The sequence below is a fragment of the Pseudaestuariivita sp. genome (genome assembly GCF_052825805.1).
Genome location: NZ_JBRBVB010000005.1, coordinates 37,452 through 60,757, shown reverse-complemented (window position 1 = coordinate 60,757; position 23,306 = coordinate 37,452). Strand labels below are relative to the sequence as shown.

Annotated in this window: 19 protein-coding genes; 14 read left to right on the top strand and 5 right to left on the bottom strand. The window is 66.7% G+C overall.

Annotation, left to right across the window (positions count from 1 at the left end):
* Positions 1 to 11: 11 nt before the first annotated feature.
* The 8 genes from ACU0B3_RS08010 (at position 12) to ACU0B3_RS07975 (ending at position 9,771) form a co-directional block, all read left to right on the top strand.
* The gene (locus ACU0B3_RS08010; RefSeq protein ID WP_446260322.1) at positions 12 to 1,304 is read left to right on the top strand and encodes an alginate O-acetyltransferase AlgX-related protein; all 1,293 of its coding nucleotides are present in this window, start codon (positions 12 to 14) and stop codon (positions 1,302 to 1,304) included.
* 1 nt (position 1,305) lies between these two features.
* On the top strand, positions 1,306 to 4,038 hold the full coding sequence (locus tag ACU0B3_RS08005; RefSeq protein WP_446260321.1) for a tetratricopeptide repeat protein: 2,733 nt from the start codon (positions 1,306 to 1,308) through the stop codon (positions 4,036 to 4,038).
* Positions 4,035 to 5,024, top strand: coding sequence for an alginate lyase family protein (locus ACU0B3_RS08000; RefSeq protein WP_446260320.1), 990 nt, complete (start codon positions 4,035 to 4,037; stop codon positions 5,022 to 5,024). The genes ACU0B3_RS08005 and ACU0B3_RS08000 overlap by 4 nt, the downstream gene beginning before the upstream one ends.
* A 76-nt stretch (positions 5,025 to 5,100) precedes the next feature.
* Positions 5,101 to 5,862, top strand: a complete 762-nt coding sequence (locus tag ACU0B3_RS07995) for an SDR family NAD(P)-dependent oxidoreductase (RefSeq protein ID WP_446260319.1) — start codon at positions 5,101 to 5,103, stop codon at positions 5,860 to 5,862.
* A gap of 125 nt (positions 5,863 to 5,987) precedes the next feature.
* Positions 5,988 to 6,674, top strand: a complete 687-nt coding sequence (locus ACU0B3_RS07990; RefSeq protein WP_446260318.1) for a fumarylacetoacetate hydrolase family protein — start codon at positions 5,988 to 5,990, stop codon at positions 6,672 to 6,674.
* A 118-nt stretch (positions 6,675 to 6,792) separates the two neighbouring features.
* Positions 6,793 to 7,812, top strand: coding sequence for a TRAP transporter substrate-binding protein (locus tag ACU0B3_RS07985; RefSeq protein WP_446260317.1), 1,020 nt, complete (start codon positions 6,793 to 6,795; stop codon positions 7,810 to 7,812).
* Between the two features lie 85 nt (positions 7,813 to 7,897).
* Entirely contained in the window at positions 7,898 to 8,464 is a 567-nt protein-coding gene (locus tag ACU0B3_RS07980) for a TRAP transporter small permease (RefSeq protein WP_446260316.1), read from the top strand.
* Positions 8,461 to 9,771, top strand: coding sequence for a TRAP transporter large permease (locus ACU0B3_RS07975; RefSeq protein WP_446260315.1), 1,311 nt, complete (start codon positions 8,461 to 8,463; stop codon positions 9,769 to 9,771). The genes ACU0B3_RS07980 and ACU0B3_RS07975 overlap by 4 nt, the downstream gene beginning before the upstream one ends.
* A gap of 232 nt (positions 9,772 to 10,003) precedes the next feature.
* Here ACU0B3_RS07975 and ACU0B3_RS07970 read toward each other — a convergent pair whose 3' ends face one another.
* Both ACU0B3_RS07970 and ACU0B3_RS07965 read right to left on the bottom strand, forming a co-directional pair.
* Positions 10,004 to 11,596, bottom strand: a complete 1,593-nt coding sequence (locus ACU0B3_RS07970) for an amidohydrolase (protein WP_446260314.1) — start codon at positions 11,594 to 11,596, stop codon at positions 10,004 to 10,006.
* Between the two features lie 10 nt (positions 11,597 to 11,606).
* A complete protein-coding gene (locus ACU0B3_RS07965) occupies positions 11,607 to 12,974 on the bottom strand; it encodes an aminotransferase (RefSeq protein WP_446260313.1) in 1,368 nt (455 codons plus the stop codon).
* Positions 12,975 to 13,050: 76 nt separating this feature from the next.
* Between ACU0B3_RS07965 and ACU0B3_RS07960 the strand changes: the two genes are divergently transcribed.
* The 6 genes from ACU0B3_RS07960 to ACU0B3_RS07935 all read left to right on the top strand — a co-directional run bounded on the left by ACU0B3_RS07960 (position 13,051) and on the right by ACU0B3_RS07935 (position 18,741).
* On the top strand, positions 13,051 to 13,662 hold the full coding sequence (locus ACU0B3_RS07960; RefSeq protein ID WP_446260312.1) for a TetR/AcrR family transcriptional regulator: 612 nt from the start codon (positions 13,051 to 13,053) through the stop codon (positions 13,660 to 13,662).
* Positions 13,663 to 13,730: 68 nt separating this feature from the next.
* A complete protein-coding gene (locus tag ACU0B3_RS07955) occupies positions 13,731 to 15,032 on the top strand; it encodes a lyase family protein (protein WP_446260311.1) in 1,302 nt (433 codons plus the stop codon).
* Complete coding sequence (locus ACU0B3_RS07950) at positions 15,029 to 15,661, top strand: nucleoside/nucleotide kinase family protein (RefSeq protein ID WP_446260310.1); 633 nt, start codon at positions 15,029 to 15,031, stop codon at positions 15,659 to 15,661. The genes ACU0B3_RS07955 and ACU0B3_RS07950 overlap by 4 nt, the downstream gene beginning before the upstream one ends.
* Positions 15,658 to 16,674: a Gfo/Idh/MocA family protein gene (locus ACU0B3_RS07945; protein ID WP_446260309.1), complete on the top strand. Its 1,017-nt coding sequence runs from the start codon at positions 15,658 to 15,660 to the stop codon at positions 16,672 to 16,674. The genes ACU0B3_RS07950 and ACU0B3_RS07945 overlap by 4 nt, the downstream gene beginning before the upstream one ends.
* Positions 16,675 to 16,684: 10 nt before the next feature.
* Complete coding sequence (locus ACU0B3_RS07940; RefSeq protein ID WP_446260308.1) at positions 16,685 to 17,689, top strand: Gfo/Idh/MocA family protein; 1,005 nt, start codon at positions 16,685 to 16,687, stop codon at positions 17,687 to 17,689.
* Positions 17,686 to 18,741, top strand: a complete 1,056-nt coding sequence (locus ACU0B3_RS07935) for a Gfo/Idh/MocA family protein (RefSeq protein ID WP_446260307.1) — start codon at positions 17,686 to 17,688, stop codon at positions 18,739 to 18,741. The genes ACU0B3_RS07940 and ACU0B3_RS07935 overlap by 4 nt, the downstream gene beginning before the upstream one ends.
* 251 nt (positions 18,742 to 18,992) lie before the next feature.
* On the opposite strand, the gene ACU0B3_RS07930 is transcribed toward ACU0B3_RS07935, so the two are convergent.
* From ACU0B3_RS07930 to ACU0B3_RS07920, 3 genes are all read right to left on the bottom strand, one after another.
* Positions 18,993 to 20,015, bottom strand: a complete 1,023-nt coding sequence (locus ACU0B3_RS07930; protein WP_446260306.1) for a hypothetical protein — start codon at positions 20,013 to 20,015, stop codon at positions 18,993 to 18,995.
* On the bottom strand, positions 20,015 to 21,115 hold the full coding sequence (locus ACU0B3_RS07925) for a phosphatase PAP2 family protein (RefSeq protein ID WP_446260305.1): 1,101 nt from the start codon (positions 21,113 to 21,115) through the stop codon (positions 20,015 to 20,017). The genes ACU0B3_RS07930 and ACU0B3_RS07925 overlap by 1 nt, the downstream gene beginning before the upstream one ends.
* A gap of 102 nt (positions 21,116 to 21,217) precedes the next feature.
* Positions 21,218 to 23,182 carry a BTAD domain-containing putative transcriptional regulator gene (locus ACU0B3_RS07920; protein WP_446260304.1) on the bottom strand — a complete coding sequence of 655 codons (1,965 nt, stop codon included), beginning with the start codon at positions 23,180 to 23,182 and terminating at the stop codon, positions 21,218 to 21,220.
* Positions 23,183 to 23,306: the final 124 nt, after the last annotated feature.

Sequence of the window (23,306 nt, the reverse complement as noted above, 5' to 3'; positions counted from 1 at the left end):
CCGTGTGCGGTATGTGGTCCACTTCTGAGGCAGAGGCGCAGTCGATGTACGGCTGCACCAACCTCGACGACGGCAGCTTTTCGTCGGCATTCGAAGGCGTCGGCGGCGTGTTCTACTCGATCACGCCCGACCTCGACTCGCACCACAACATCTCGGAGAAATCCGTGGCGCAGGTCGCGCGCCTCGCGGCCGCGCTGCAGGCGCAAGGCACCACGCTGGTCTACGTGCCCGTCCCGACCAAGGCGCTCGGGTGGCCGGACAAGCTGGGCCCGGTCGCGCTCGACTACGGCTTTGACATCGATCTCGCGACCACCGTCTACGACGACGCCGTGCGGCGTCTGCGCGAGGCAGGTGTGGTGACGGTCGATGCCCGCAATGCGCTGGTGACCTCGTCGGTCGAGCGCCCCGCCTACCTGCGCACCGATCCGCGCCTGACGACCGAAGGCGTGCGCCGCGTGGCCGAGGCAACGGCGGCGGCGATCCTCGAGCTGCCCGAATTCCAGAACGTCGCGCGCAGCACGTTCACCTCTGCCTCCGGCACACCGATGATGGTGCAATCCGCGCTGCACGCGCGGCTGCAACAGGCGTGCCTGAGCGACCTGCCGAAACCGCAAATCCTGCCTTATAGCACCGCGATGGCACAGCGCGCGGGCAATGCGCTGGGCGCCAACATCTTTGCCGGGCAGTCGGGGTCGCAGCGGCGGATGCAGATCGCTGCCGTCGGGACGGAGATGACCGGCATGCCCGAGATGAACTTTGCCGGGTTCCTCAGCGAATTCTCCGGGATCGAGACCGTACACTACGCCGTCAACGGCGGCGGCGCCTTTGGTGCGATCTCCAGCTACCTGACCTCGACCCCGTTCCAGACCGGGCGCCCCTCGGTGCTCGTGTGGGAGGTGCCGATCCAGCACAACCTCGGCCAGTACGGCGACCAGCCGATGGCCGAACTGATCGCCGCCGCGCAAGGCCCCTCGGCCTGCCGGACGCCCCTCACGGCCTTTACCATGAGCAACTCGGAGATCCGCGTGGACCTCACGCCGCTCGATCCGGGTGCACGCTACACGCTCTTCCTCGACGCGGGCGAAGTGCCCGCCACCGAGGCGCGGTTTGTCTTCACCAACCGCCAGGGCCTGACCCGCACCCGCGCCGTCGTGCGCAACAAGGGCCAGGTGGCAACGGGAAGGTTCTTTGTCCCGACCAGCGGGCTCTGGAGAGACGGGGCGGTGCACCTCGACATCGCGCTCGACGCCAATTTTGGACCGCAGCCGCGCGTTGTGGCCTGCCTCGAACAGGAGGGCATGTGAGATGAACTTGCGTAAACTTCTTTTGACCGGCGCAGCCGCGCTGATCCTCCCGCATATCGGGACCGCGCAACAGGCGCGCACGCTGGACCTGGTGTTCATGCCGCCCGCCTTCGAGCCGCGCAACGTCTGCAACCCGCGCACCCAGGACGTCTCGATCGACGTGGACGAAGAGGGCGAGGAAGAGTTCCTCGAGGACGTGCACCGCATCCTCTACATCGACCGCCATGTGCGGCAGCTGATCAACGAGGACCCGGTCCAGTTCTTCGAATTCATCAGCGACCTGATCTCGTGGCGCGAGCGGATCGACGCGCGGTTTGCCGGGCCCGAGGCGGACTTTGCCCGGATCGACCTCTACATCGCCGCCGGCAAGTTCGACGAGCTGGCCGCGACGGGCGTCTTCCAGCGCCTGCGCGCCGAAGCCGACGCCTTGTCGAACAACCAAAAGATGAAGCTGGCCCGCCACTTTCGCGACGGGATCGCCGTGGCCGAGGACCTGCCCTATGCCCGCGAGCTGGTGCGGCAGGCGGCCTATGCGGGCCACGCCAACGCGCTGCTCGACATCGCGCGGATGCAGCTCAAGGGCGAGCCGATGCCCGACTGGGATGCGCCGCTCGATCTGACCGTGACGATGGCGTTTGGCGGTTTTCTCGGCCAGCTGGACGAGGGCGTTTGCCGCCGGGCCGAGCGCCTCGCGCAGGAGTACCTCGAAGGCAACGTCGTCTCGCGCAACCCCGATGTGGCGCGCGCCTGGCTGCGGTTTTCGGCCGACCTCGGTTCGCGCTCGGGCGCGTGGCGGATGGTGGAATTTCACCTCAAGGCCGACGCTGCCGAGAAAGACAACGTCGAGATGCTGCACTACCTGAAAAAGGCGGTTGAGCGCGGCATGGTGCCGGACGAGGCGCAGATCGCCGAGCTCGAAGCCTCCGGTGCGCGGCTCGAGATCGTGCGCGAAATCCTCGGCTTCAACCATTCCGAGGATCGCAGTCGCCGGGCGCAGATGTCCAAGCTGCTGGAGCTGCGGGTCAATGTCGACGCGCAGGAGGCGGACGAGGACGGGCTCTTCTTCCAGTACCTGCAAGAAGTGGTGATGCTGCCTTCGGCGCCGGGCCGGGCCTACACCCGCCTTGCACGTGAGACCCGTGTGCGCTTTGGCCGCTGGGGCGGGGAGGACCGCGCGCGCGAATACCTCGAGAAGGCGACCGAGCTGGGCGATGCCGAAGGGCAGTACGAGCTGGCCGCGCTGCTTGTGCGCTATCGCGATGATCCGGCGATACTGAACCGCGCCGTCGACCTCTGGACCGACAGCGTCAGCCGTCACGGGATGGAGGCGGCGATGCACGAGCTCGACAGCCTCTACCGCTGCAAGGCGCCCGACGCGCCGCGCCTCTGGGAGGCGCAGCCCTGGGCGGATGCCTATGCCGCGAGCGAGCACAAGACGGTGCCGATCTCAGCCACCGACCTGATCGCGCTCGACCGCTACAAGGAGCCGTGGACCATCGCGCGCATCCAGAGCCAGGCGCTGAACGGGCGCATCGACAGCCTCGCGCGCCACGCGCAGCGGGTGCAGATCGATCCGTTCATGTCCGAACGCGCGCAGCGCATCTGGGCGAAACGGCTCAACCGTTCGGACAAGGCGATGGAGCTCTTTGCCGAGCTGGAATTCGAGCTGGCGACGAACCCCGCCGAGCGCACGCGCGCGATCGAGTTCTTCCGCCGCGTCTACCTCAACAACGGTGTGACGACCGCGCTCGACCTTGCCATCGCACTGGTCGAGGACAACGGCCGTGTGCCGGAGATCGCGGATGAAATCCTGCGTCTGCTCGACCAGGCCGCGCACCGGGGCGAGGGGGCGGCGATCCGTCTGATCTCGCGCCTGCAGTCCGACGTGCGCACCGAACGCTCGGTCTACGAGCAATACGCCGACGAGATCGAAAAGCGGGGCGATTTCCTCGCGATGATGTTCTCCCTTCCGCATGTCAGCCCTGACAAACGGGCCGACTACTTCGACCGCGCGGTCCAGCAGATGAACTGCTCGACCAAGGACGTCGAAGAGATGGCGGACGCCTATACCATCCTTGGCGACATGACCCAGGCCTTCCGGTGGAAGCAGATCGGTCTGACGCTCGAGGGCAAACATGTGTTGTCGAAACTGCGGCTCAGCGATGTTCAGCTGGGCGCCTTCGACACCGGGGCCGCGCCCAACGCTGCAGGGGTGCAGCAGCGGGCGCTCGAAGATGGCGATTTGGCCGCTCGCCGTGTTCTGTACCAGTTGACCAGTGATCCGAACCTCGAGAACTATGATCCTGACGTTGCAGCTGGCCACTTGCTCGCTCTGGCTGCCGATGGGACCGCACAGGACCAGGCGTGGGTGCTTGGACAATTCCGCCGCGCCGGTGGGCCTGTGCAGGACGCGGTTCTTGCGCAGTACGACATCTCCGCGCTCTTCCGCCGTCTCGGCGAGGGCAGCGACGTGTCGACGCGCGCCGAGTTCGGTTTGCTCCTCCGCGACCGCGCCAGCTCGCGCGCCCACCTCGCCGAAGCGGCTCAGTGGCTGAAGTCAGCCGCCGAAGCCGGCAACATCGAGGGCATGGCCGCCTATGGCGACATGCTGGGCCGCGGGCTGGGCGTCGTGCGAGACGTCCCCGAAGCGCTTGCCTGGCTCGACCAGGCGGCGCGGGCGGGCCACCCCGAGGCCGAGCGCACGGCACGCCTTTTGCGCCTGAGCGGCTCATGAGGGCGCTTTTGGCAGGGGCCGTGGTTCTGTGCTGCGGCGCGACTCCGGTGGCGGCGGAATGCGTCCCTCCGGAGCCGGTACACGGTCTGTCCTTTGGCTCGCGCTACGTGGAAGGCACGGGCTCGACCGTGATAGACGACGAAGCAGAGGCCGAGGCTGTCGAACAGCTTAAACCTGTGGACGACCTGATCCGCGATCTGGCGCGCGCCGCCGATGACGTGCTTGATGGTGACGTGGGGGCCGCCGATTGCGTGATCGAAACGCTTTACACGTGGGCGGAGGCCGGCGCGCTGGGCGCGCTCAAGAGCGACACGTCACGGCTCACGATCGCCTCGCGCATCGCCGGGCTCGCGCTCGTCGCGCGCAAAATCCAGACCGTGGATCGCGGCGATCCGCGGTGGTTCACGATCCACGACTGGCTGGGTGGTCTGATGCAGGCGCAGCGCATCTACTGGGAGGCCGAAGCGCCGAACGGCGCCAAGCGCGGCAACCTGCGTGGCTGGGCGGCGCTGGCCGGTGCCTCGGTCGCGGAGCTCACCGAAGACCCGGTGCTACGCGCCTGGGCGGTGTGGTCGGCGTCGTACGTGATGTGTACCGCCAGCGAGGACGGCAGCCTGCCGCAGGAGATGGGCCGGGGCAAACACGCTTTGCACTACCAGCTGCACGCGGTTGCACCGCTGACGGTGACGGCCAAGCTGGTCGCGCCGCATGGCTATGACCTGATGGCTGAATGTGACCGCGCGCTGCCACGCGCGGCACGGTTCGCGGTCGAGGACTTGCAGAGCGGCGCGGCGTCGGCGCGGCACTCGGGCGAGGTGCAGAGCTTTTTCGACGGCTCGCGCGATCTGGGCGGGTTTCAGCTGGCCTGGCTCGAGGCGTATCTGGCGATGCGCGCCGATCCGCAGATTGCGGCGATGGCAGAGACCTGGCGGCCGCTCTCGAACTCCAAGCTCGGCGGGCGGCAGACGGGGGTGTGGGAGCCCTAGGGGTCTGAACCTCGCCCTTTGACACTTGCGCCCTCTTTCGCCATCCCTGTTCGGGTTGGCGGCAGGGGAGCAGGGCATGCAGATATCAGGGCAAAGCGCGATCATCACGGGCGGCGCAAGCGGGCTTGGTGCGGCAACGGCGCGGCATTTGGCGGGGCTGGGCGCGCGGGTGGGTCTTTTGGACCATGACCTTGCCGGTGCCGAGGCGTTGGCCGCCGAGTTGGGCGGTGCCGCGGCGCAGGTCGATGTACGCGACGCGGACGCCGTGGGTGCTGCCATGGACGCCGTGGTGGCCGAGATCGGCGCGCCGCGCCTTGCGGTCAATTGCGCGGGCATCGCCGATGCGGGGCGGATCCTCGGCCGGGAGGGCGCGCTGTCGACGGAGCTCTTTGCGCGGGTGATCGGCGTGAACCTCATCGGGACCTTCAACGTCATGTCCCACGCGGCGCGTCACATGGCGACGCTGGAGCCGCTCGAAGGCGGAGAGCGCGGCGTGATCGTGAACACCTCCTCCATCGCGATGGAAGAGGGGCAGTTCGGCCAGTGCGGCTATGCCGCGTCCAAGGGCGGGGTGGCCTCGATGTCGCTGCCCGCCGCGCGTGAGTTGACGGGTCTGGGTATCCGGGTGGTGGCGATTGCGCCGGGCCTTTTCAACACGCCGATGATGGAAGGGTTGCCGGAAGACGTGACGGCCAAGATCGTGTCGAACATCGTGGGTCCGAAGCGTTTGGGGAACCCGTCGGAGTTCGCACTGATGGTGGCGCAGATTGCCGAGAACCCCTATTTGAACGGGACGACCATTCGTTTGGACGGGGCGACGCGATTGCCGCCGCGGTGATCAAAATGAGGCTTCGCCGCTTTATTTTTTGGTTGATGGGGGCTCTGCCCCCCACGGTGAAAATCCAGGGATTTTCACCGATCCCCCCGAGGTATTTTTGAACCAGAGAACATGGGAGTCTCGCGATGAGCTATCTGTTTGAGCCGGCGCCGGTGTTTGCGCTGGAGGTTGAGGGCGAGACGGCGCGCTATCCGGTGTCGCGTATCTTTTGCGTGGGGCGCAACTATGCGGCGCATGCGGCCGAGATGGGCAATGAAGTGGACCGGGAGGCGCCGTTTTACTTTACCAAGTCGCCGGCCAATGCGGTGCACTCGGGGGCCGTGTTGCCCTATCCGCCGGGCACGGAAGATTATCATCACGAGATGGAGTTGACGTTTGTGCTGGGGGCGGAGCTCTTTCGGTGCAGCGCGGACGAGGCCGAGGCGGCGGTTTACGCCTACGGGACGGGGCTCGACATGACGCGGCGTGATCTGCAGGGGCAGGCCAAGGACAAGCGCCGTCCCTGGGACATCGGCAAGGATGGCGAGGGGCAGGCGGTGCTGTCTTCTCTGGCAAAAGTAGGAGCGTTGGGTGACCGGCGCATCTGGCTGGAGGTGAACGGCCAGGTGCGGCAGGATGCGCGGCTGTCGGAGATGATCCATGACGTGCCGGCGATCCTCGTGCATCTGTCGACGCTCTATCACCTGCGGCCGGGCGATCTGGTGATGACCGGCACGCCTGCGGGCGTCGGAGCGGTCGTGGCAGGCGACACGTTGGAGGGCCATGTGGTCGGGCTGCCGTCCGTTGCGCTGACTCTGACGGAAGCGGAGTAGACGACCCCAGCGGCGAATTTGCTGGTAAGCCCCGCGGGACAGTTACAAATTGTGCCCATACATCGGTCGAATCGCGGTGCGTCTTATGCGGCGCGCGGCAGTCAAATGGGAGGATGACATGTTCAATCGACGCAATTTCCTGGGGGCGGCGGCCCTGGCGCTGGGCCTGACGGGCACGGCGCAGGCGGCGGATTTCGAGTTCAACCTGCACGGCTTTCTGCCGGCGCCGGCGCTGATCCCCTCGCAGATCATCGACCCCTGGGCGGACAGCATCGAGGCGGCCTCGGACGGCGCGGTCAAGATCAACCGCTTTCCAGCGATGCAGCTGGGCGGGCGCCCGCCCGAGCTGATGGACCAGGCGATCGACGGGATCGTGGACATCTCGTGGACGGTGATCGGGTATACGCCGGGCCGCTTCCCCTCGACCGAAGTCTTTGAGCTGCCCTTCATGGTGAGCGACGCGGGCGCGGCCTCGTCCGCCTATTGGCGCATGATGGTCGAGCACATGGAGGACAGCGAGTTCAAGGACGTCAAGGTCCTGGGGACCTGGGTGCACGGACCCGGCGTCATTCACGCCAGCAAGGAGGTCGCGGCGCCGTCGGACCTCGAAGGGCTCAAGGTGCGCGGTCCCTCGCGCCAGATCAACGCGCTCTTGAAAGAGCTTGGGGCGACGCCGGTCGGCATGCCGGTGCCTGCGGTGCCGGAGGCGCTCTCGAAAGGTGTCATCGACGGGACGGTGATCCCGTGGGAGGTGACCGGTTCGCTCAAGACGTCGGAGCTGGTGAAGAACCACACCGAGTTCGAGGGCGATTATTTCTACACCGTGACCTTTGCGCTGGTGATGAACCGCCAGTCCTGGGACAGCCTCTCGCCGGAGCTGCAGCGGGTCTTTGACGAGAACTCGGGTGAAGGGTTCTCGGTCAACGCGGCCAACGTGATGGTGGGCGGTGACGCGGCCTCGCGCGCCACGGCTGTCGAGATGGGCAACAACATCGTGACGGTGTCGGACACGAGTGCATGGGAGGCGGCTTCTGCTCCGCTTTATGACGCGTGGGTGGCCGAGATGGCCGAGCGCGGCATCGACGGGCAGGCGCTGATCGACCAGGCCAAAGAGTTGATGGCGGCGCACGGCAGCTGACCGCCGCTACAATCGAACGCCGCGCGACTGGTTTGCGCGGCGTTTTTGATGGGACACGGAGCGCGCCAGCGGGAGGGCAGGTGCAATGCACAAGGCGATGATGACGCTGGCGCAGGTCATGGCGATCCTTGGCGGGCTCTTGCTGACCGCGTTGATCCTGCTCGTGTGCCTGTCGATCCTCGGACGCGAGATGAACGGTGTGCTGCACTGGTTCGAGGCGGGCTGGTCCGAGCGCTTACTGGAGCTGGGTGTGGGCCCGATCAACGGTGACTTCGAGCTGGTGGAATCGGGCGTGGCGTTTGCGATCTTTGCTTTTCTGCCGCTCTGCCAGATCACCGGAGGGCACGCGACGGTGGATGTGTTCACCTCCAGGCTGCCGGCGCCTGTGCTGCGTTGGCTCAAGGCGGTGATCGAGGTTGTCTTTGCCGCCGTGCTTATCGTGATCGCCTGGCGGCTGAGCGACGGGATGATGTCCAAGCGGCAGTACGGGGAGACGACGTTCCTGCTGCAATTCCCGATCTGGTGGGCTTACGCCGCCTCCCTTGCGGGCGCGAGTGCGGCGGCTTTGGTGGGGACCTACATGGCGGCCGTGCGGCTGGCCGAAGCCGCCACGGGCCGCGACATCGTCCCCGAAGAGGGGTCGGAGGCATGAGCAACCTCGAGATTGGCCTGACGTCCTTTCCGGCGCTTTTGCTGCTGATTTTCCTGCGTGTGCCGATCGGGCTGGCGATGTTCCTGACGGGGCTCGTGGGGCTCTACCTTGTCACCGGGAACATCAACCTGCCGCTCAACCGGCTGAAGTCCGAGACGTTTACCACCTTCTCCAGCTACTCACTGTCGATCGTGCCAATGTTCCTGCTCATGGGGCATTTCGCGACGCTGGGCGGGATGAGCCAGGCGCTGTTCCGGGCCGCCGAAGGGTTTCTCGGTCACCGCAAGGGCGGGGTGGCGATGGCCTCCATCGGGGCCTGTGCGGGGTTCGGCGCGATCTGCGGATCGTCGCTGGCGACGGCGGCGACCATGTCCCGCGTCGCGCTGCCGGAGCTGCGCCGCTATGGCTACGACGGCGGGTTCTCGACGGCGACCTTGGCGGCGGGCGGCACGCTGGGCATCCTGATCCCGCCCTCGGTGGTGCTGGTGATCTATGCGATCCTGACCGAGCAGAACATCGCGAAGCTCTTTCTTGCGGCCTTCATCCCCGGGCTTTTGGCGGCGCTGGGGTACGTGATCGCGGTGTCGATCTACGTGCGGCTTTACCCGAACTCGGCCGGCACGCGGCCTGCGATCCCGATGAGCGAGCGGTTTGCACGTCTCATTGCGGTTTGGCCGGTGCTGCTCGTTTTCGGCCTCGTGGTCGGCGGCATTTATGCCGGGTGGTTTACGCCGACCGAAGGCGCCGCCGTGGGCGCCTTTGGCACCGGGCTGATCGCGTTGGTGAATGGTGGGCTCAATTGGAAGACCCTGCTCGAGAGCTTTTCGGTTACCGCGAAATCCACCGCGATGATCTTCTTTATCATCCTCGGCGCGGCCTTTTACAACGGGTTCCTCGCGCTCACGCGGGTGCCGCAGGAGATGTCGTCCTTTGTCGTCGATCAGGGGTTCAGCCCTTGGGTGGTGCTGGCGCTGATCCTGGTGTTCTACCTGATCCTCGGCTGCCTGATGGACTCGCTGTCGATGATCCTCCTGACGATCCCGATCTTCTTTCCGGTGATCCAGGGGCTCGATTTTGGCATGACGCCCGAGCAGGTCGCGATCTGGTTCGGGATTCTTGTGCTGATCGTGGTCGAGGTGGGGCTCATCACGCCGCCCGTGGGGATGAACCTCTTTGTGATCAACGCGATGGACAAGTCCACGCCGATGACCGCAACCTACAAGGCGGTGCTGTTCTACGTCGGGTCGGACATCGTGCGGGTGGTGATCCTGGCGGCGTTTCCGGCGATTACGCTGTTTTTGATTTGAGCGGCTAACCCTAAACTCGGCATCTGTACGCCCAAGATAGAGCGCCCGCCTGACGGGCACCGTCAGGCCGCGTCATGCCTCTGGCATGCCTCTAGCATGACCCGCCCCCGTCACACGGAAGGTTTGCCTTCGGCAAAACGTGCGGCGCGATTGCGCCACCCCGCGGAACAGCGCGTGAACTTCTGTTGACGCAACCTAGCGGATTAGGGCTTTCCCACGCAGGTCCCGCCCCTCAGCGCCAACTACGCCCGCGCGGGGTCTCCACGTATTCCGGCCAATCGAGATCCAGCGGCGGATCGTAGTCGCAGAGCGGCTCGATCTTGTTCTGGCTGGTGCGGCGGATGAATTCCCTTTTGGCGGTGTCCCGCAACTCCCTGTCCTGCATCAGCCGCAGCGCCGTGGCCGAGAGCGTGCGGGCGGCGGTCTCCACCATCGGGTCGATGCAGGCCGGGATGCCGCCAAGCGCATTGAGCACCCAGCCGGGGTAGGGACCGCCGCTGAGGGCTGGCCGCCCGACGTAGAGCCGCGCAGTAGGCGCATGCCAGCACATCTCGGTATAATCGTCCGACGTGCTGTTCAGCTGCGATGGAGGCATGTCGCGCCGTAGGAGCGCTTCTGCCTCCTGCGGCGCGATGAGCGTGCCGATGGCGGGAAGCCACGGGCTCGGGCTGGGCGTATGTCCCGCGACCTTCTGGATGTCCTGGGCGATCTGGGTGGCCTCCGCGCTCCATACGGGCGCCCCCGCCTGCTCCAAAGCCTCCCACGTTGCTTGCGCAAGCGTGTGGTTGGCCAGGCCCGGGCGCGACTTGGACACCCAGATGCGCTCCCACGTGCAGCCTGTCGCGGCGGCTGCGGCCTCGGCATTTCGGTCGAGGGCAAGCGTCACGCGCTCGGCGTCCTCGACCGTCGGCACGCGGATCATGTACTGCAGGTCGCACTGGCGCGCGGGGAGGTTGTCTGCGGTGGCTTGCCCACCCGACAGGATCGCCTCCGAGATCGACCAGCCGCCCCGATGCGGCAGCATCGCGTCCCGGGTCATCCGCGAGAGGTGATACATCTGCACAAGCGCATCCTGCGCCCCGGGCGCCCGCACGTCGGAATGGGCCTGCGGGATCGGCGGGGCAGATGGGTGAGGACCCCCCATCCTACGCGCGCCGTCGTCCGTAGGATGGGTGGTCGCCACCCATCCCCAGCGCTCCGGTTCAGGGCAGCTAAACCGGTAGACCATCGCGTAGGCCGCGCCGCAGTGGGTGTCCCAGCGCACGGTGTTGCAGAGCGGGTCCATGTAGTACGGATGGAACGACAGCGCCGCGTCGAGCCCGTCGTAATACCCGCGCGCCGCGTGGATGGGTTTCGAGCCGCGCACCTTCTCCGCCGGCTCACCCATAAAGCGCAGCGTGCCGGAAATTCCGTGCTTTTGCATCGCGGCTTTGGTGGCCAGGAGCCCGCCGAGCGCGCCGATCCCCAGCCCCGAATGCGGGTCCGTGTGTCCGCCCGCGCGGTAGGGCAGCCCCTCACGCGGTGCCTCATAAGGCACAGCCGCCTGGCACTGGCCGGGGATGCCGTCGTACTCGGCGTACATCATCACCTTGCCGCCCGGGCCATTGGTCCAGTGCGCGCAAAAGGCGGTTGGCATGCCGCCCGAGCCCTCCTCGACGTCAAAGCCCTCGGCGCGCAGCTTGTCCACGTACCACGCCGCCGAGCGGTACTCGCGCCAGGCGGTCTCGCCGTAGTCAAAGATCGTGGCGGTCGCCGTGCTGAGGTCCGCTTTGTGCGCCTCGATCCAGGACGATGCCGCCTTGGTGGCTTTGTCGGGTTTGCTCATGGCCTCGAGCTTACTGTGCGAGATCCCGGTGCACCATCTCGATCGCGCGGCCAAGCCGGTCCACGATCGTATCGACATCCGCGCGCGTGATGATCAGCGGCGGCGACATGATGTTGAGCGGCCCGATGGGGCGCACGATCAGGCCCAGCTCCTCGGCCTTGTCCGAGATGCGCTTGCCGATGTTCACCTCGTCCGGGTGCAACGTGCGGGAGGCTTTGTCGGCCACATTCTCGATACACATCATCAGCTTGCGTCCGCGCACCTCGCCTACCGTCGGCAGGTCTGCGAGGGTGGCGAGTTGCGCCTCGAAATAGGGCCCGACCTCGTTCACGTGGGTCAGCAGGTCCTCGCGCTCCATGATCTCGATGTTCTTGAGCGCGGCGGCGCAGCAGACCGGGTGGCCGGAGTAGGTGAAGCCGGACGTGTACCAGCGCGACGTATCGGCGCTGATCGCGTCGTGGATGCGGTCCGAGTAGATCATCGCGCCGATGGGCAAATACCCGGAGCTGAGCCCCTTGGCCGAGCAGATGATGTCTGGTTGGACGCCGAATTCATCGAGGGACGCAAACCAGTGGCCGAGCCGTCCCCAGGCTGTCACGACCTCGTCCGCGACAAAGAGGATGTCGTGCCGCTGGCAGACCTCCCACATCGCCTTGAGGTAGCCCTCGGGCGGGACGATGACGCCGCCCGCGCCCATGATTGGCTCGGCAAAGAAGGCGCCGACTTTGTCTGCGCCGACCTCGGCGATCTTGGCCTCGAACTCGTCCACGAGCCACTGGGTAAAGGCCGCTTCGTCCATACCTGCGCCCACCCGGTAGGGGTAGGGAGCGGAGATGTGGTGGATCGTTTCGCTGAGGTAGTGGAACTCCGGCGCGCGGTCGCCTGGCTTGTTCCCGATGGACATGCTGGCAAAGGTGGAGCCGTGATAGCCGTTGTCGCGCGCGATGACGTGGCACTTTTCCGGGCGTCCCATCGAGGACTGGTAGAACTGCACCATGCGGTAGGCGCTGTCGACCGCCGTCGAGCCGCCCGTGGTGAAGTGCACGCGGTTGAGGTCCCCCGGCGCCTTTTCCGCGATCTTGGCCGCGAGCAGCGCGGCGGGTGTGTTGGTCATGTCCACAAATGTCGAGGAGAACGCCAGCTGCCGCACCTGGTCGGCGATGGCGTCGGCCATCTCCTCGCGCCCGAGGCCGATGTTGGTGCACCAGAGCCCGCCAACCGCATCCAGATAGCTTTTCCCCTCGATGTCCTCGAGCCACGCGCCTTCGCCTTGGGTGATGACCAGTTGCGGATCGGCCTCGAAGGCTTCGAAGTTGGTCCAGGGCCGCAAGGCGTGGCGTTTATCGTGGGCGGCGATGGTGGTGGCAAGGTTCGACATGGGGGCTCTCCTTTCCGCGAGTTTGTAATCGTCTCCAAACTTGAAATCAATTCCAATATGTGTGACCGTGCGAGCCATGGGACTGAGGGAGCAGCAAAAGACAGACCGGCAGGCGCGCATTCTTGCCGCGGCGTCTGACCTCTATGCCGATCGTGGGTTTGACCCCGTCCGCGCCGAGGAGATCGCTGAAGCCGCACAGGTCTCGACCGCGACGCTCTACAATTATTTCGGTGGTAAGGGTGACATCCTGATGACGCTCGTCCTGCGCGAGGCGGAGATGATCCGGGACCGGACGGCGCCGCTGATCGCGGACCCGCCCCGTGGGGCGCTTACCGCTTATCACGCCTACTTTGCGGCCTGGTTCGAGCCGAAGACCGTCCTGCGCAACCGCGACCTTTGGCGGCGCGGGATTGCCCTGTCGTTCACCGAAGACGGAACGGCGGCGAGCGCGCGCCTGCGGGACGTGGACGCCCAGCTTTTGGCGCAGGTCATGCAGCTGACCAAGACGCTCCGCGCAAGGGGCGAGCTCAAGATGACGCTGGATTGCGAGGCGTTTGGCGAGGGGCTTTTCAATGCGGTCAATATGCTCTTTTTCGAGCACGCACGGGCGGAGCGGCAAAGCCTCGACGCGCTGCGCACGCAGGTTGCAAAGACGGTCGAGACGCTGGCCCGCCTCGCCCTGCGCTAGGCCCCGCTTGCCATTGGCGCGGCGCGCGGCCTAGTCTCACGCATGCACGGCCCTCCACGAGATCTCCAATGCTGCCCGGCCTGACGACGTCCACGATCTATGGCCCGCTCTATGGCGATGCGGAGGTGGCGCGCTGCCTCGATGACGCGGCGCTTGTGGTGGCCATGATCGCGGTAGAGCGGGCCTATGCGCAGGCGCAGGGCGTGGTTGGCATGATCCCGCAGGAGGCCGCGGGACAGCTGGCAGATGTACTAGGCACCATGCGCCTCGCCCCGCAGGATTTGGCGGCCGGGACCTCAAGTGCCGGCGTTCCGGTGCCCGCTTTGGTCGCTGCCTTGCGCAAGGAGTTGCCCGAAGATCTGGGCCAGTGGCTGCACTATGGCGCAACGTCGCAGGACATCATCGACACGGCGCAGGTGCTAATGTGCCGTGAGGCGCTGCACGTGATTTTGCCCCGTCTGCATGGGCTGATCGACCGGCTCGAGGCGCTTGCGCGGGACCACCGCGATACGCTGATGGCTGGCCGGACGCGTGCGCAAGTGTCGACGCCGATCACCTTTGGCCTGAGGGCGGCGCGCTGGGCGCAGCCCCTGATCGCGGCAGAGGCGGACGCGGAGCGCATGCTTGGCGCGCTCAGCCGGGTGCAATGCGGCGGCGCGTCGGGGGCGAACTCGGCGATTGCGCCACATGGGCGCGTAGTCTCTGCCGCGATGGCCGAGGTCCTGGGTCTGAACGAAGGTCCCTCGTGGCACACCGATCGCACGCCGTTTCTGACGCTTGGCAGCTGGGTGCGGCAGGTGCTTGCCGGGCTCGAGAAGATGGCCAAGGACGTGATTACGCTTCAACGCAGCGAGCTGGCGGAGGTGTCGGGCGGCGGTGCCGGCGGGTCCTCGACCATGCCGCACAAGGCCAACCCGGTGCAGGCCGAGGCGATCCTTGTCCTTAGTCAGCTGGGCGCGCAGGCGGATGCGTTGCTGGGCGCGGCGGCGAGCCCGATGGAGGAGCGCGACGGTGCGCTCTGGCCGCTTGAGTGGAGCGCGCTGCCGCAGTTGCTCGTCGCGCTCGGAAGCGCCGTGCGGCATGCTGGCGAGATCTCGGCGAACCTCGTGCCCGACGCGGCTGTGATGCGGGCGCGGATCGACGCCTCGCCGGGGATCATGGCGGAGGCGGCGAGCTTTGCCCTTGCGCCGCACATGTCCCGCGAGGCGGCGAAGGCGCGTGTGCAGGAGGCGCTGGCAATCGGCCGTCCGCTGGCGGAGGTGTGCGCCGAGGCGGATCCCGCGCTGCTCGATCCCGCTGCGGTTTTGCCTGCGTGCCATGCCGAGGCGGAGGCGGTACTGGCCGCGCGCACCTCCTGGAGGAGCGCATGATCTCCGCGCCTCAAGAGCTGCTCGACCGGATCGCGCGCCTGCGACCTGACCCGCGTGTGCTGATCGGCATCGCCGGCGCGCCGGGTGCGGGCAAGTCGACCCTGGCGGAGGCGGTCGCCAAGCATCTCAACACGGGGACGCCGGGGCAGGCGGCCGTGCTCGGCATGGACGGGTTTCATTTTGACGACCGGGTGCTCGCGGCACGCGGCGACCTGCCGCGCAAGGGTGCTCCGCACACCTTTGACGTCGGCGGGCTAGCGGCCATGCTGGGGCGGCTGCGCACGGGAGACGAGGACGTGGCCGTGCCGGTGTTCGACCGGTCGATCGAGATCGCCCGCGCGGGGGCGGAGATCATCCCGGCCTCCGTGCCGATCGTCCTGGTGGAGGGAAACTACATCCTCACCGATCAGGGCGATTGGGCGGCGCTGCGGGAAGCTTTCGACCTGCGCGTGCTCGTGGACGTGGAGGCGGGTGAGCTGGAGCGCCGCCTGAGGGAGCGTTGGCAGGGACTGGGACTCGGGCCGGCAGCGCTCGAGGACAAACTGCGTGGCAACGATCTGCCGAACGGTGCCTTTGTCCTCGCACACTCGGTGGGCGTCGATGTCGTCGTGCGGGAGGAGGCGCTGTGAAGCTGGCACTGATCGGGACGGGCATGGTGGCGGGCACCTATGCGGATGCCTTGCGCGCGCTGCCGGAACTGCTGCTCACGCGCGTGTCAGCCCGCCGCATGGAGAGCGCAGTTGCCTTTGCTGCGGAGCATGCAGACCTCGGTGCACAGGCATCCACCGTAGAAGAGATCGCGTCAGATGCCGAGATCGGAGCGGTGCTGCTGACCACCCCGCCAGACGCGCGGCTGGGCATCGTCACGCTTCTGGCCAAAGCGGAAAAACCGATCCTGATGGAAAAGCCTGTCGAGCGCAGCCTGGAGGCGGCATCCGAGCTGGTGGCGCTGTGTGAGGCCGCCGGCGTGCCGCTTGGGATCACCTTTCAGCACCGCGCGCGGCAGGTGGTGCAGGATCTCCGCGCCCGGCTGACGGCGCTTGGCCCGCTGCGCGCGGTCGAAGTGGCGGTGCCCTGGTGGCGTCCGCAAAGCTATTACGACGCGCCCGGGCGCGGGACCTATGCGCGCGACGGGGGCGGGGTGCTGATCACGCAGGCCATTCACCAGCTCGACCTGATGCTGTCGCTGACCGGCCCTGTGGCGGCGGTGCAGGCGCTGTCGGCCACCACCGGGTTTCACGCGATGGAGGCGGAGGACTTCGTCGCCGCAGGTTTGGTATTCGAAAGCGGCGCTGTTGGTCACTTGTTTGCGAGCACCGCGTCCTTTCCGGGACGCGGGGAGACGTTGACGCTGCACGGCGCGCACGGCTCGGCGCATCTGGCGGCGGGGACGCTGCAGATCGACTGGCAGGACGGCCGGTCCGAGACGGTTGGCCAGCAGACAGCCTCCGGCGCGGGGGCGGACCCGATGGCCTTTACCAGCGACTGGCATGGCGCGATGATCGCGGACTTTGCCGCAAGCCTGCGGGACGGGCGTCCGCCGATGGTGCCGGGGCGCGAGGCGCTCAAGGTGCACGCGTTGATCGACGCGCTCGAGACGTCGGCGCGGACCGGGCAGCGCGCGGACGTGTCAAAGGTCTGAGGGAGAGGACATGCCGCTCAAGCTGGGAATACTCGGGATCGACCATGGCCACATCTTCGGGATGCTGGGTCACATGCTGTCGCGCGGCTGTACCTGCGACGGGTACTGGACCGACGGCCCTGCAGTGACCGAAGCCAAGTTCCGCGAGGTGCATCCGGCGCTGGAAATGTACGAGACGGCGGACCGTGTTCTGGACGACCCGGAGGTCGCACTGGTGCTGATCTCCGCGGTGCCGGAGGACCGGGCCGCTTTGGCGATCCGCGCGATGGAGGCCGGCAAGGACGTGATGGTCGACAAGCCGGGCTGCACGACGCATGCGCAACTGCACGCGCTGATGGCCTGCCAAGAGCAAACCGGGCGCATCTGGTCGGTGAACTTTTCCGAGCGGTTTCAAGTGCCTGCCGTGACCCGCGCGAGCGAGCTGGTTGCGCAGGGCGTGATTGGCGAGGTCATCCAGACGCTCGGGATCGGGCCGCACAAGCAAAACCTCAAGACGCGGCCAGACTGGTTTTTCGAGCGGGCGCGGTACGGTGGTATCCTCTGCGACATCGCCTCGCACCAGGTCGATCAGTTTCTGCATTTCACCGGGAGCACCGACGCAGAGGTCACTCATGCCAGCGTGCAGAACGCGACGCGCCCGGACCTGCCGGGCTTTCAGGACTATGGCGAGATGGCGCTGCGTTCGGGCAAGGCGCATGGCTTTGTGCGGGTCGATTGGTTTACGCCGGATGGGCTTCCGACCTGGGGCGACGGGCGGCTCTTTATCCAGGGGACCGAGGGCTTCATCGAGCTGCGCAAGTACACCGACATTGGCCAGCCGCACCGGACGGACAGCCTCTATCTGGTCAACAGGGAGGAGAATGTGCGGATCGACTGTGCGGACGAACCCTTGCCCTATTTCGACCGCCTGATCGCGGATGTAGAGGACCGGACGGAGACGGCGATGCCGCAGGCGCATGCGTTCAAGGTGATGGAGTTGGCGCTCAACGCGCAGTCGATGGCGGAGGCGCGATGAAGCGCGTTGCGATCATCGGCGCAGGGATTGGCGCGCAGCATGCCGAGGGGCTTTCCTCCGTCGAGGACCGTCTTGCGTTGGCCGCGATCTGTGACCTTGATTTCGTGCGCGGACAGGCGTTGTCTGAGACGCACGGCACAGAATTTGCGCCTGACTATGCCGAAGTGCTTGCTGATCCGTCGATAGACGTTGTCGACATCTGCTTGCCGCCGCATCTGCACCTCGAGACGAGCGTCGCGGCATTGCGGGCAGGCAAGGCGGTGATCTGCGAGAAGCCGTTGGTGGCGTCGCTGGCTGAGTGTGACGCGCTGGAGGCTGCGAGCCGGGAGACTGGCCTGCCTGTCTTTCCGGTCTTCCAGTACCGCTTTGGTCAGGGCACGGCGCAGCTTGCAGCGCTGAGGGATGCGGGGCTGCTTGGCGCGCCAAGGGTGGCGTCTCTGGAGACACATTGGAATCGGGATGCCGATTACTATGCCGTGCCGTGGCGCGGGACTTGGGCGGGGGAGCGGGGTGGCGCGGTGCTGGGCCATGCGATCCACATCCACGATCTGGTGTCCTGGGCGATGGGTCCCATCACCCGTGTTCAGGCGCAACTGGCGACCCGCGTGAACCCGATCGAGACGGAGGATTGCGGCGCGCTGACGTTCGAGACCGAGGCGGGGGCTTTGGTCACGTCGTCGATCACACTGGGCGGGGCGTATGATCACTCGCGCCTGCGTTTGGTGTATGAGGGGGTGACGGTGACTTCCGACACCTCGCCTTACGCGCCCGCGTCTGCGCCCTGGAGCTTTGTGGCCAGAGCGCCTGTTACTCAGGCGGATGTGGACGAGGTTCTGGCTTCCGTACTTCCGGCCAAGTCCGGGTACGCGGGGCTCTTTGCGGCCATTGCAGATGCGTTGGATGGGGAGCCGTCAGATGTTGTGACGCTGGCGGACGGTCGGCGGTCGTTGGACCTTGTAACTGGTATCTACCATGCGGCGCGCACTGGGCAGATGGTCTCTTTGCCGCTTGCTTCCGATCACCCGCTTTATAGTGGCTGGCCGCCTCAATGAGTTTCAACCTGAATAGCGCTCAAATCAAAGCACCCGCCTGACAGGCACTGTCAGGCCGCGCCGACCCGCCCCCGTCAAACCCAAGGTTTGCCTCCGGCAAAACGAGCGGCGCGATTGCGCCACCCCGCGGGACGGCGCGTGAATGCCTGTTTCTCACCCCCCGTCAAATGGCCCCACAACAAAATGACCCCCGCGCCTTGGGGAAAGCGCGGGGGTCGCAGGACGTCATGTGACCTGACGGGGGAGAGCCATCATCCGCACTGAGGGAGATGTGCGGGGTCCATGACGCTTGAGGTGGTAGGGGCCAGGAGCTCCCACACGTATTGATCGACCGCAGCGGCAGACATCACGCCAAAGCCGGGCGGGACCTCGCTCGCAGAAACGCCCTCGACTGGCGCTGCGGTTGTCGTGCGGAAGTCGAGCCCCCAAGAGTTGCGGAAGACGAAGTATCCTCCGCCCGGCGCGCCGCTCACTGGCACGTAGCCGGTGATGCAAACCGCATGCCCCGAAGCGACCGGGAGCGCGGCGTCGTAGACCACGTCCGTGCCGGGGTAGGGGACGAACCCGAACCGCATGGTGGCTGGCGCCGTCCAGTTCATCCGCGCATCGGGGAGTTGGTAAACCGGCACGCCCACCGCCACAGCCGAGCCTTGCGACAGGAGCGCGTGGATCGCATCGCTCGCGGTCACCTCTCCCGAGCCGTTCGGCGCGGGGAAGGTCTGGTCCGGGTCGATGTTGCCGTCTTTGTCCACCTCGACCTTGGCGTAGTAAAAGTCGCTGTGCGTGCGCGTTCCGGCATCCGTCGTCTGCGCCTCCGTCGGATCCGCACCATCGATGTTGAACGGGGGCGTCGTCTGCTGGTAGGGGCGTAGCGCCTCCGTGCAGACGCCGATCCCTTTGAACACGCAATAGGCTTGGGAGAGCAGCGTCGCGCCGAGGTCATAGTCCGGCAGGACCTTGGCGACCTTCTTGATGAACTTCTTTTTCAGCCCGCGCCGCATGCGGTTGTAGAGGAAATCTTCGGATAGCGGCGTAGGCGTGCCTTGGCTGGCGTAGTAGACCTCCATCGCGGCGGCGGCGGCAAAGGCCACGCAAGTGTTGCGGTAGCGCTGGTCGGTGATTGGCCAGACGCCCGAAGGAAGGACCGAGACCGCGCCGCTCAGCGCGGAGCTGGGCGTGGCCGCCTTGATCTTTCCCTTGGACTGGAAGCCGAGCTGCGAGAAGGCGGCTGCGGTCTGGGCGCAGGGTGCGGTGCCTCCGAACAGTCCGCTCATCAGGCACCCCCTTTCTTGTCACTGTCCTGTCCCGGCAAGGCGCCGAGCGCCGCCAGCGCATCGCGCAGACGTTCGGTGTATCCGTGCCGTCCGGGGATGCCGTTGACCGAGCCGAGGTGCATCGTCGCTGTCGCAGGAGGCTCAGGCCACTCCAGCCCGGCTTCGGTGATCAGCGCCATCAGCTGCGGGGTCTTTGCGTCCGAAATCCACTCGTCCAGCAGCCAGCGGGCGATCTTTTCGCCTGCCGCCGAGTCCGCCGGGTAGTGCAGCCCGCCGATCTCGCGGTTCTCGGCGATGCGTGCGGCCAGCGCGTCGATCTGCGCGCCATAGCAGGCGGTCACATTGGCGGGCATCGCCTTTTTCAGAAGGCCCGCGATCAGGTAGCTCTGCAGCGCGTGGTTCGAGGGGAAGGACGCGTGCCGCGGCGTCGGGATCGAGGTCATCAGCGCCGGCATCAGCGCCGAGGGGCGCGCGACGGCGAACATGTCCTTGAACACCATGCCGACCATCTGGCCGATGGTGTAGGCGGTCACGATCAGCGCGGTTGTCTTGGGCTTGCCCTCCGGCGTCAGCGCCAGGAGCGTCGCCCAATAGGCAAAGCTGTTCTGGTCCTGGATCGTGATCTCGGAAGTGCGCGAATTGCGCTGCTCGTTGCGGGCGCGCACGAGGTTGCGCAGCTGGGGCGCGATCCCTTCGGCAGTCGTCAGCTCGCTGCAGTCCAGATCGAGGCTGCCCTTCTTGTAGCGCGTGGCGGTCTGGACCTCGGGGTCGGCAAACCAGCCGGTTGCGGCGAACTCGGCCAGCAGGATTTGCGCGCGCAGATCCGCCGGCAGCGTCTCGCGCGGGAACTTGAGCCCGACCGGGACGGTGAGGCCCGCCGTTTCGATCCAGTCCTGCACCTCGAGGATGCCGTCGACCGGTAGGGTCGCCTGTCCAAAGCTGGTGACCGTGGCGCTGCCGCCGTTCGACCCGCCGTTGGACCCTCCGTTGGAGCCGCCATTCGAGCCGCCGTTGGAGCCTCCATTCGAGCCTCCGTTCGATCCGCCATTGGATCCCCCGTTCGAGCCGCCATTGGCGAACCCGGTGAACATCTCTGTCATGCGTTGCCCCCTGTTGCGTCGCATTGAGACACAATTATCCCGTACTCACGGCACCCAATTGCCATGCGTTCCGTTAGGTTAACGTGATGCCGGGGTGAGGCGCTATGCGGGTAAACCCGCCTTTGTCAGGAGCGCGCCGAACTCCGTGCGCCGCTCGGGCGTGGCGAACGCCTGCCATTCGACAAAGTCGCGCACGCGGAAATCGGGGTTGATGGACCGGTGCAGGCTGCGCAGGGGCGTGATCTCGTCATGCCGGTCCAGCGCCGCAAGCGCGCCCATCGTGACGCGCAGGTTCGAGGTGTAACGCGGATTGCGCTGGGTGGAGGCGAGCCCGTAATGCGCCGCCTCCTCGTACTGTCCGGCGGCAAAGTGTGAGATCGCTGCAAAGTGCTCGTAGCGGAACATCATCGGGTCCTCGGGCGAGAGGCTGATCGCTTTTTCGGCATTCTTGATCGCGCTTGCCGCCGCTTCGGAATAGGCGAGCACCGGGGCCGACCAGACCAGCGTCTCCGCGTCGTTCGGCAGGGCCTCGATCGCCCGGTCAAAGACCTTCGTCGCCTGATCGTAGGCGCGCTCGTAGATGCCGATGTTGTGCCCGCGCATGGCCATGGCGCGCGCGTCGCGCGGGTTGAGCCGCAGCGCCTCGTCGAGCGATGCCTTGATCCCTGCGAGATCGCCCTGCGCGTCGGTCGACCAGCTTTGCCCGATTCGGATCGAGTGGGTCTCGGCGCGGGCCACATGCGCCTGAACGAATCCGGGGTTGGCCTCGGTGCAGGCGCTGAGGAGCGCGTCCGCCTCATCGAGCGCGTCGCGGTCCAGCTTGTAGGTCAGGTGCCGCGCCTTGAGCAGCATCTGGTAGGCGCTGAGGTCAGCCATGTCGTGGCGCACGACGGCGTCAAACTCGTTGGCGTGAATCTTGGGGACCAGCGCGGCGACGACCTTGCTCGCGATCTCGGCCTGAAGGCCCATGAGCGCGGCGTCGTCGGTGTCGAAGGTGTTGCCCCAGACCGCGAGCCCGCTTTCACTGCCGACCAGCTGCGTCGTGACCCGGCACTTGCCCGCCGCCCGGCGCAGGGTCGTGCGCAGCACGTAACTCACGCCGTAGCGGTCCCGCAGCAGCGGGAGCGTGTCGTCCGTCTCGGCCATGTTGCGGGTGGACGCGTTCGAGAGCGTCGGCAGGTCCCGGCACGAGGCGAGCGAGCAGACGACGTCCTCGACGAACATCTCGCCCAGCTGCCGCGTTTCGACGTCCTGTCCAAAGGTGGTCATCGGCAGCACCGCCAGCACGGGCTGGCCATAGGCACCGATCGAGCGTGCGGGCGCTGTGGCGACGGGGAAATCCCCGCTCGACTGGCTCTGCTTGATCGCTACGGCAAGGTCCTGCGTCTCGTCCGAGGGCTCCATCCCGAGCGTTTCGTCCATCAGCCGGTAGACCCGGCCATAAAGCTCGAGCGCCTGCGCGATGTCGCCCTGCTCGGCCAGCGTGTGCATCCCCACCCGCGCCGCGCGCTCGTTCATCGGGCTCAGCCGCAGGCACGCCTCGGCCAAGGCCCGCCGCTGGTCGCGGGTGATGTCGGGCAGGTCGAACGCCTGCTCGAGCGTCGCCGTCAGGCGCGTGACGATATCGGCGCGGGTGTCGGTCAGCCACTCGGCAAATCCGTCCCCGAGGTCTTCGAACCCGTAGAGGAACTGTGTGCCGAGGTTGGCGGGGATCAGGCGCAGGCCGGCGATGTCGGCGCTTTCGGCAGCAGCAAAGAAGCGGAGCACGTCGCAGTTGACACGGCCCGTGTCCATGCCGATGGCATGTCGGGTTGCCGCAAGCACGGCGAGCACGCTCGGGTTGATCGACTTGATCTCGGCCAGCGTCTGCCGGAGCGAGGCGCGGGCGCGGGTGTCGTCCACGCCCGACCAGATCGTCGCGGCGACAAGCTCGCGCGGGACCGGCTGCCCGCCGCCGACGGCGATCATCGCGAGCACGGCCAGCGCCCGGCGCGCGGTCACGTCCCGCCCGCCGTCGGTTTCGGCGCGCGCGGCACCGATCAAGCTGAGTGTCACGGACGAAGCCATGCCGTCTGGCGTCCCTGCAGTTCCGCGCGGCAGAGTGGCAGCTTCCCTTGCGTCGGGCAAGCCAAAGCCCCGGTCACCGGGCGCGGTGCGGGGGCAGGGCCCGTCTTTGCGGGCGGGAGTGGCA

Excerpts from the sequence above, each read along its gene's own strand:
- ACU0B3_RS08010 (WP_446260322.1), top strand. The coding sequence starts at position 12 with ATGTGGTCCACTTCTGAGGCAGAGGCGCAGTCGATGTACGGCTGCACC.
- ACU0B3_RS08005 (WP_446260321.1), top strand. The coding sequence starts at position 1,306 with ATGAACTTGCGTAAACTTCTTTTGACCGGCGCAGCCGCGCTGATCCTC.
- ACU0B3_RS08000 (WP_446260320.1), top strand. The coding sequence starts at position 4,035 with ATGAGGGCGCTTTTGGCAGGGGCCGTGGTTCTGTGCTGCGGCGCGACT.
- ACU0B3_RS07995 (WP_446260319.1), top strand. The coding sequence starts at position 5,101 with ATGCAGATATCAGGGCAAAGCGCGATCATCACGGGCGGCGCAAGCGGG.
- ACU0B3_RS07990 (WP_446260318.1), top strand. The coding sequence starts at position 5,988 with ATGAGCTATCTGTTTGAGCCGGCGCCGGTGTTTGCGCTGGAGGTTGAG.
- ACU0B3_RS07985 (WP_446260317.1), top strand. The coding sequence starts at position 6,793 with ATGTTCAATCGACGCAATTTCCTGGGGGCGGCGGCCCTGGCGCTGGGC.
- ACU0B3_RS07980 (WP_446260316.1), top strand. The coding sequence starts at position 7,898 with ATGCACAAGGCGATGATGACGCTGGCGCAGGTCATGGCGATCCTTGGC.
- ACU0B3_RS07975 (WP_446260315.1), top strand. The coding sequence starts at position 8,461 with ATGAGCAACCTCGAGATTGGCCTGACGTCCTTTCCGGCGCTTTTGCTG.
- ACU0B3_RS07970 (WP_446260314.1), bottom strand. The coding sequence starts at position 11,596 with ATGAGCAAACCCGACAAAGCCACCAAGGCGGCATCGTCCTGGATCGAG.
- ACU0B3_RS07965 (WP_446260313.1), bottom strand. The coding sequence starts at position 12,974 with ATGTCGAACCTTGCCACCACCATCGCCGCCCACGATAAACGCCACGCC.
- ACU0B3_RS07960 (WP_446260312.1), top strand. The coding sequence starts at position 13,051 with ATGGGACTGAGGGAGCAGCAAAAGACAGACCGGCAGGCGCGCATTCTT.
- ACU0B3_RS07955 (WP_446260311.1), top strand. The coding sequence starts at position 13,731 with ATGCTGCCCGGCCTGACGACGTCCACGATCTATGGCCCGCTCTATGGC.
- ACU0B3_RS07950 (WP_446260310.1), top strand. The coding sequence starts at position 15,029 with ATGATCTCCGCGCCTCAAGAGCTGCTCGACCGGATCGCGCGCCTGCGA.
- ACU0B3_RS07940 (WP_446260308.1), top strand. The coding sequence starts at position 16,685 with ATGCCGCTCAAGCTGGGAATACTCGGGATCGACCATGGCCACATCTTC.
- ACU0B3_RS07935 (WP_446260307.1), top strand. The coding sequence starts at position 17,686 with ATGAAGCGCGTTGCGATCATCGGCGCAGGGATTGGCGCGCAGCATGCC.
- ACU0B3_RS07930 (WP_446260306.1), bottom strand. The coding sequence starts at position 20,015 with ATGAGCGGACTGTTCGGAGGCACCGCACCCTGCGCCCAGACCGCAGCC.
- ACU0B3_RS07925 (WP_446260305.1), bottom strand. The coding sequence starts at position 21,115 with ATGACAGAGATGTTCACCGGGTTCGCCAATGGCGGCTCGAACGGGGGA.
- ACU0B3_RS07920 (WP_446260304.1), bottom strand. The coding sequence starts at position 23,182 with ATGGCTTCGTCCGTGACACTCAGCTTGATCGGTGCCGCGCGCGCCGAA.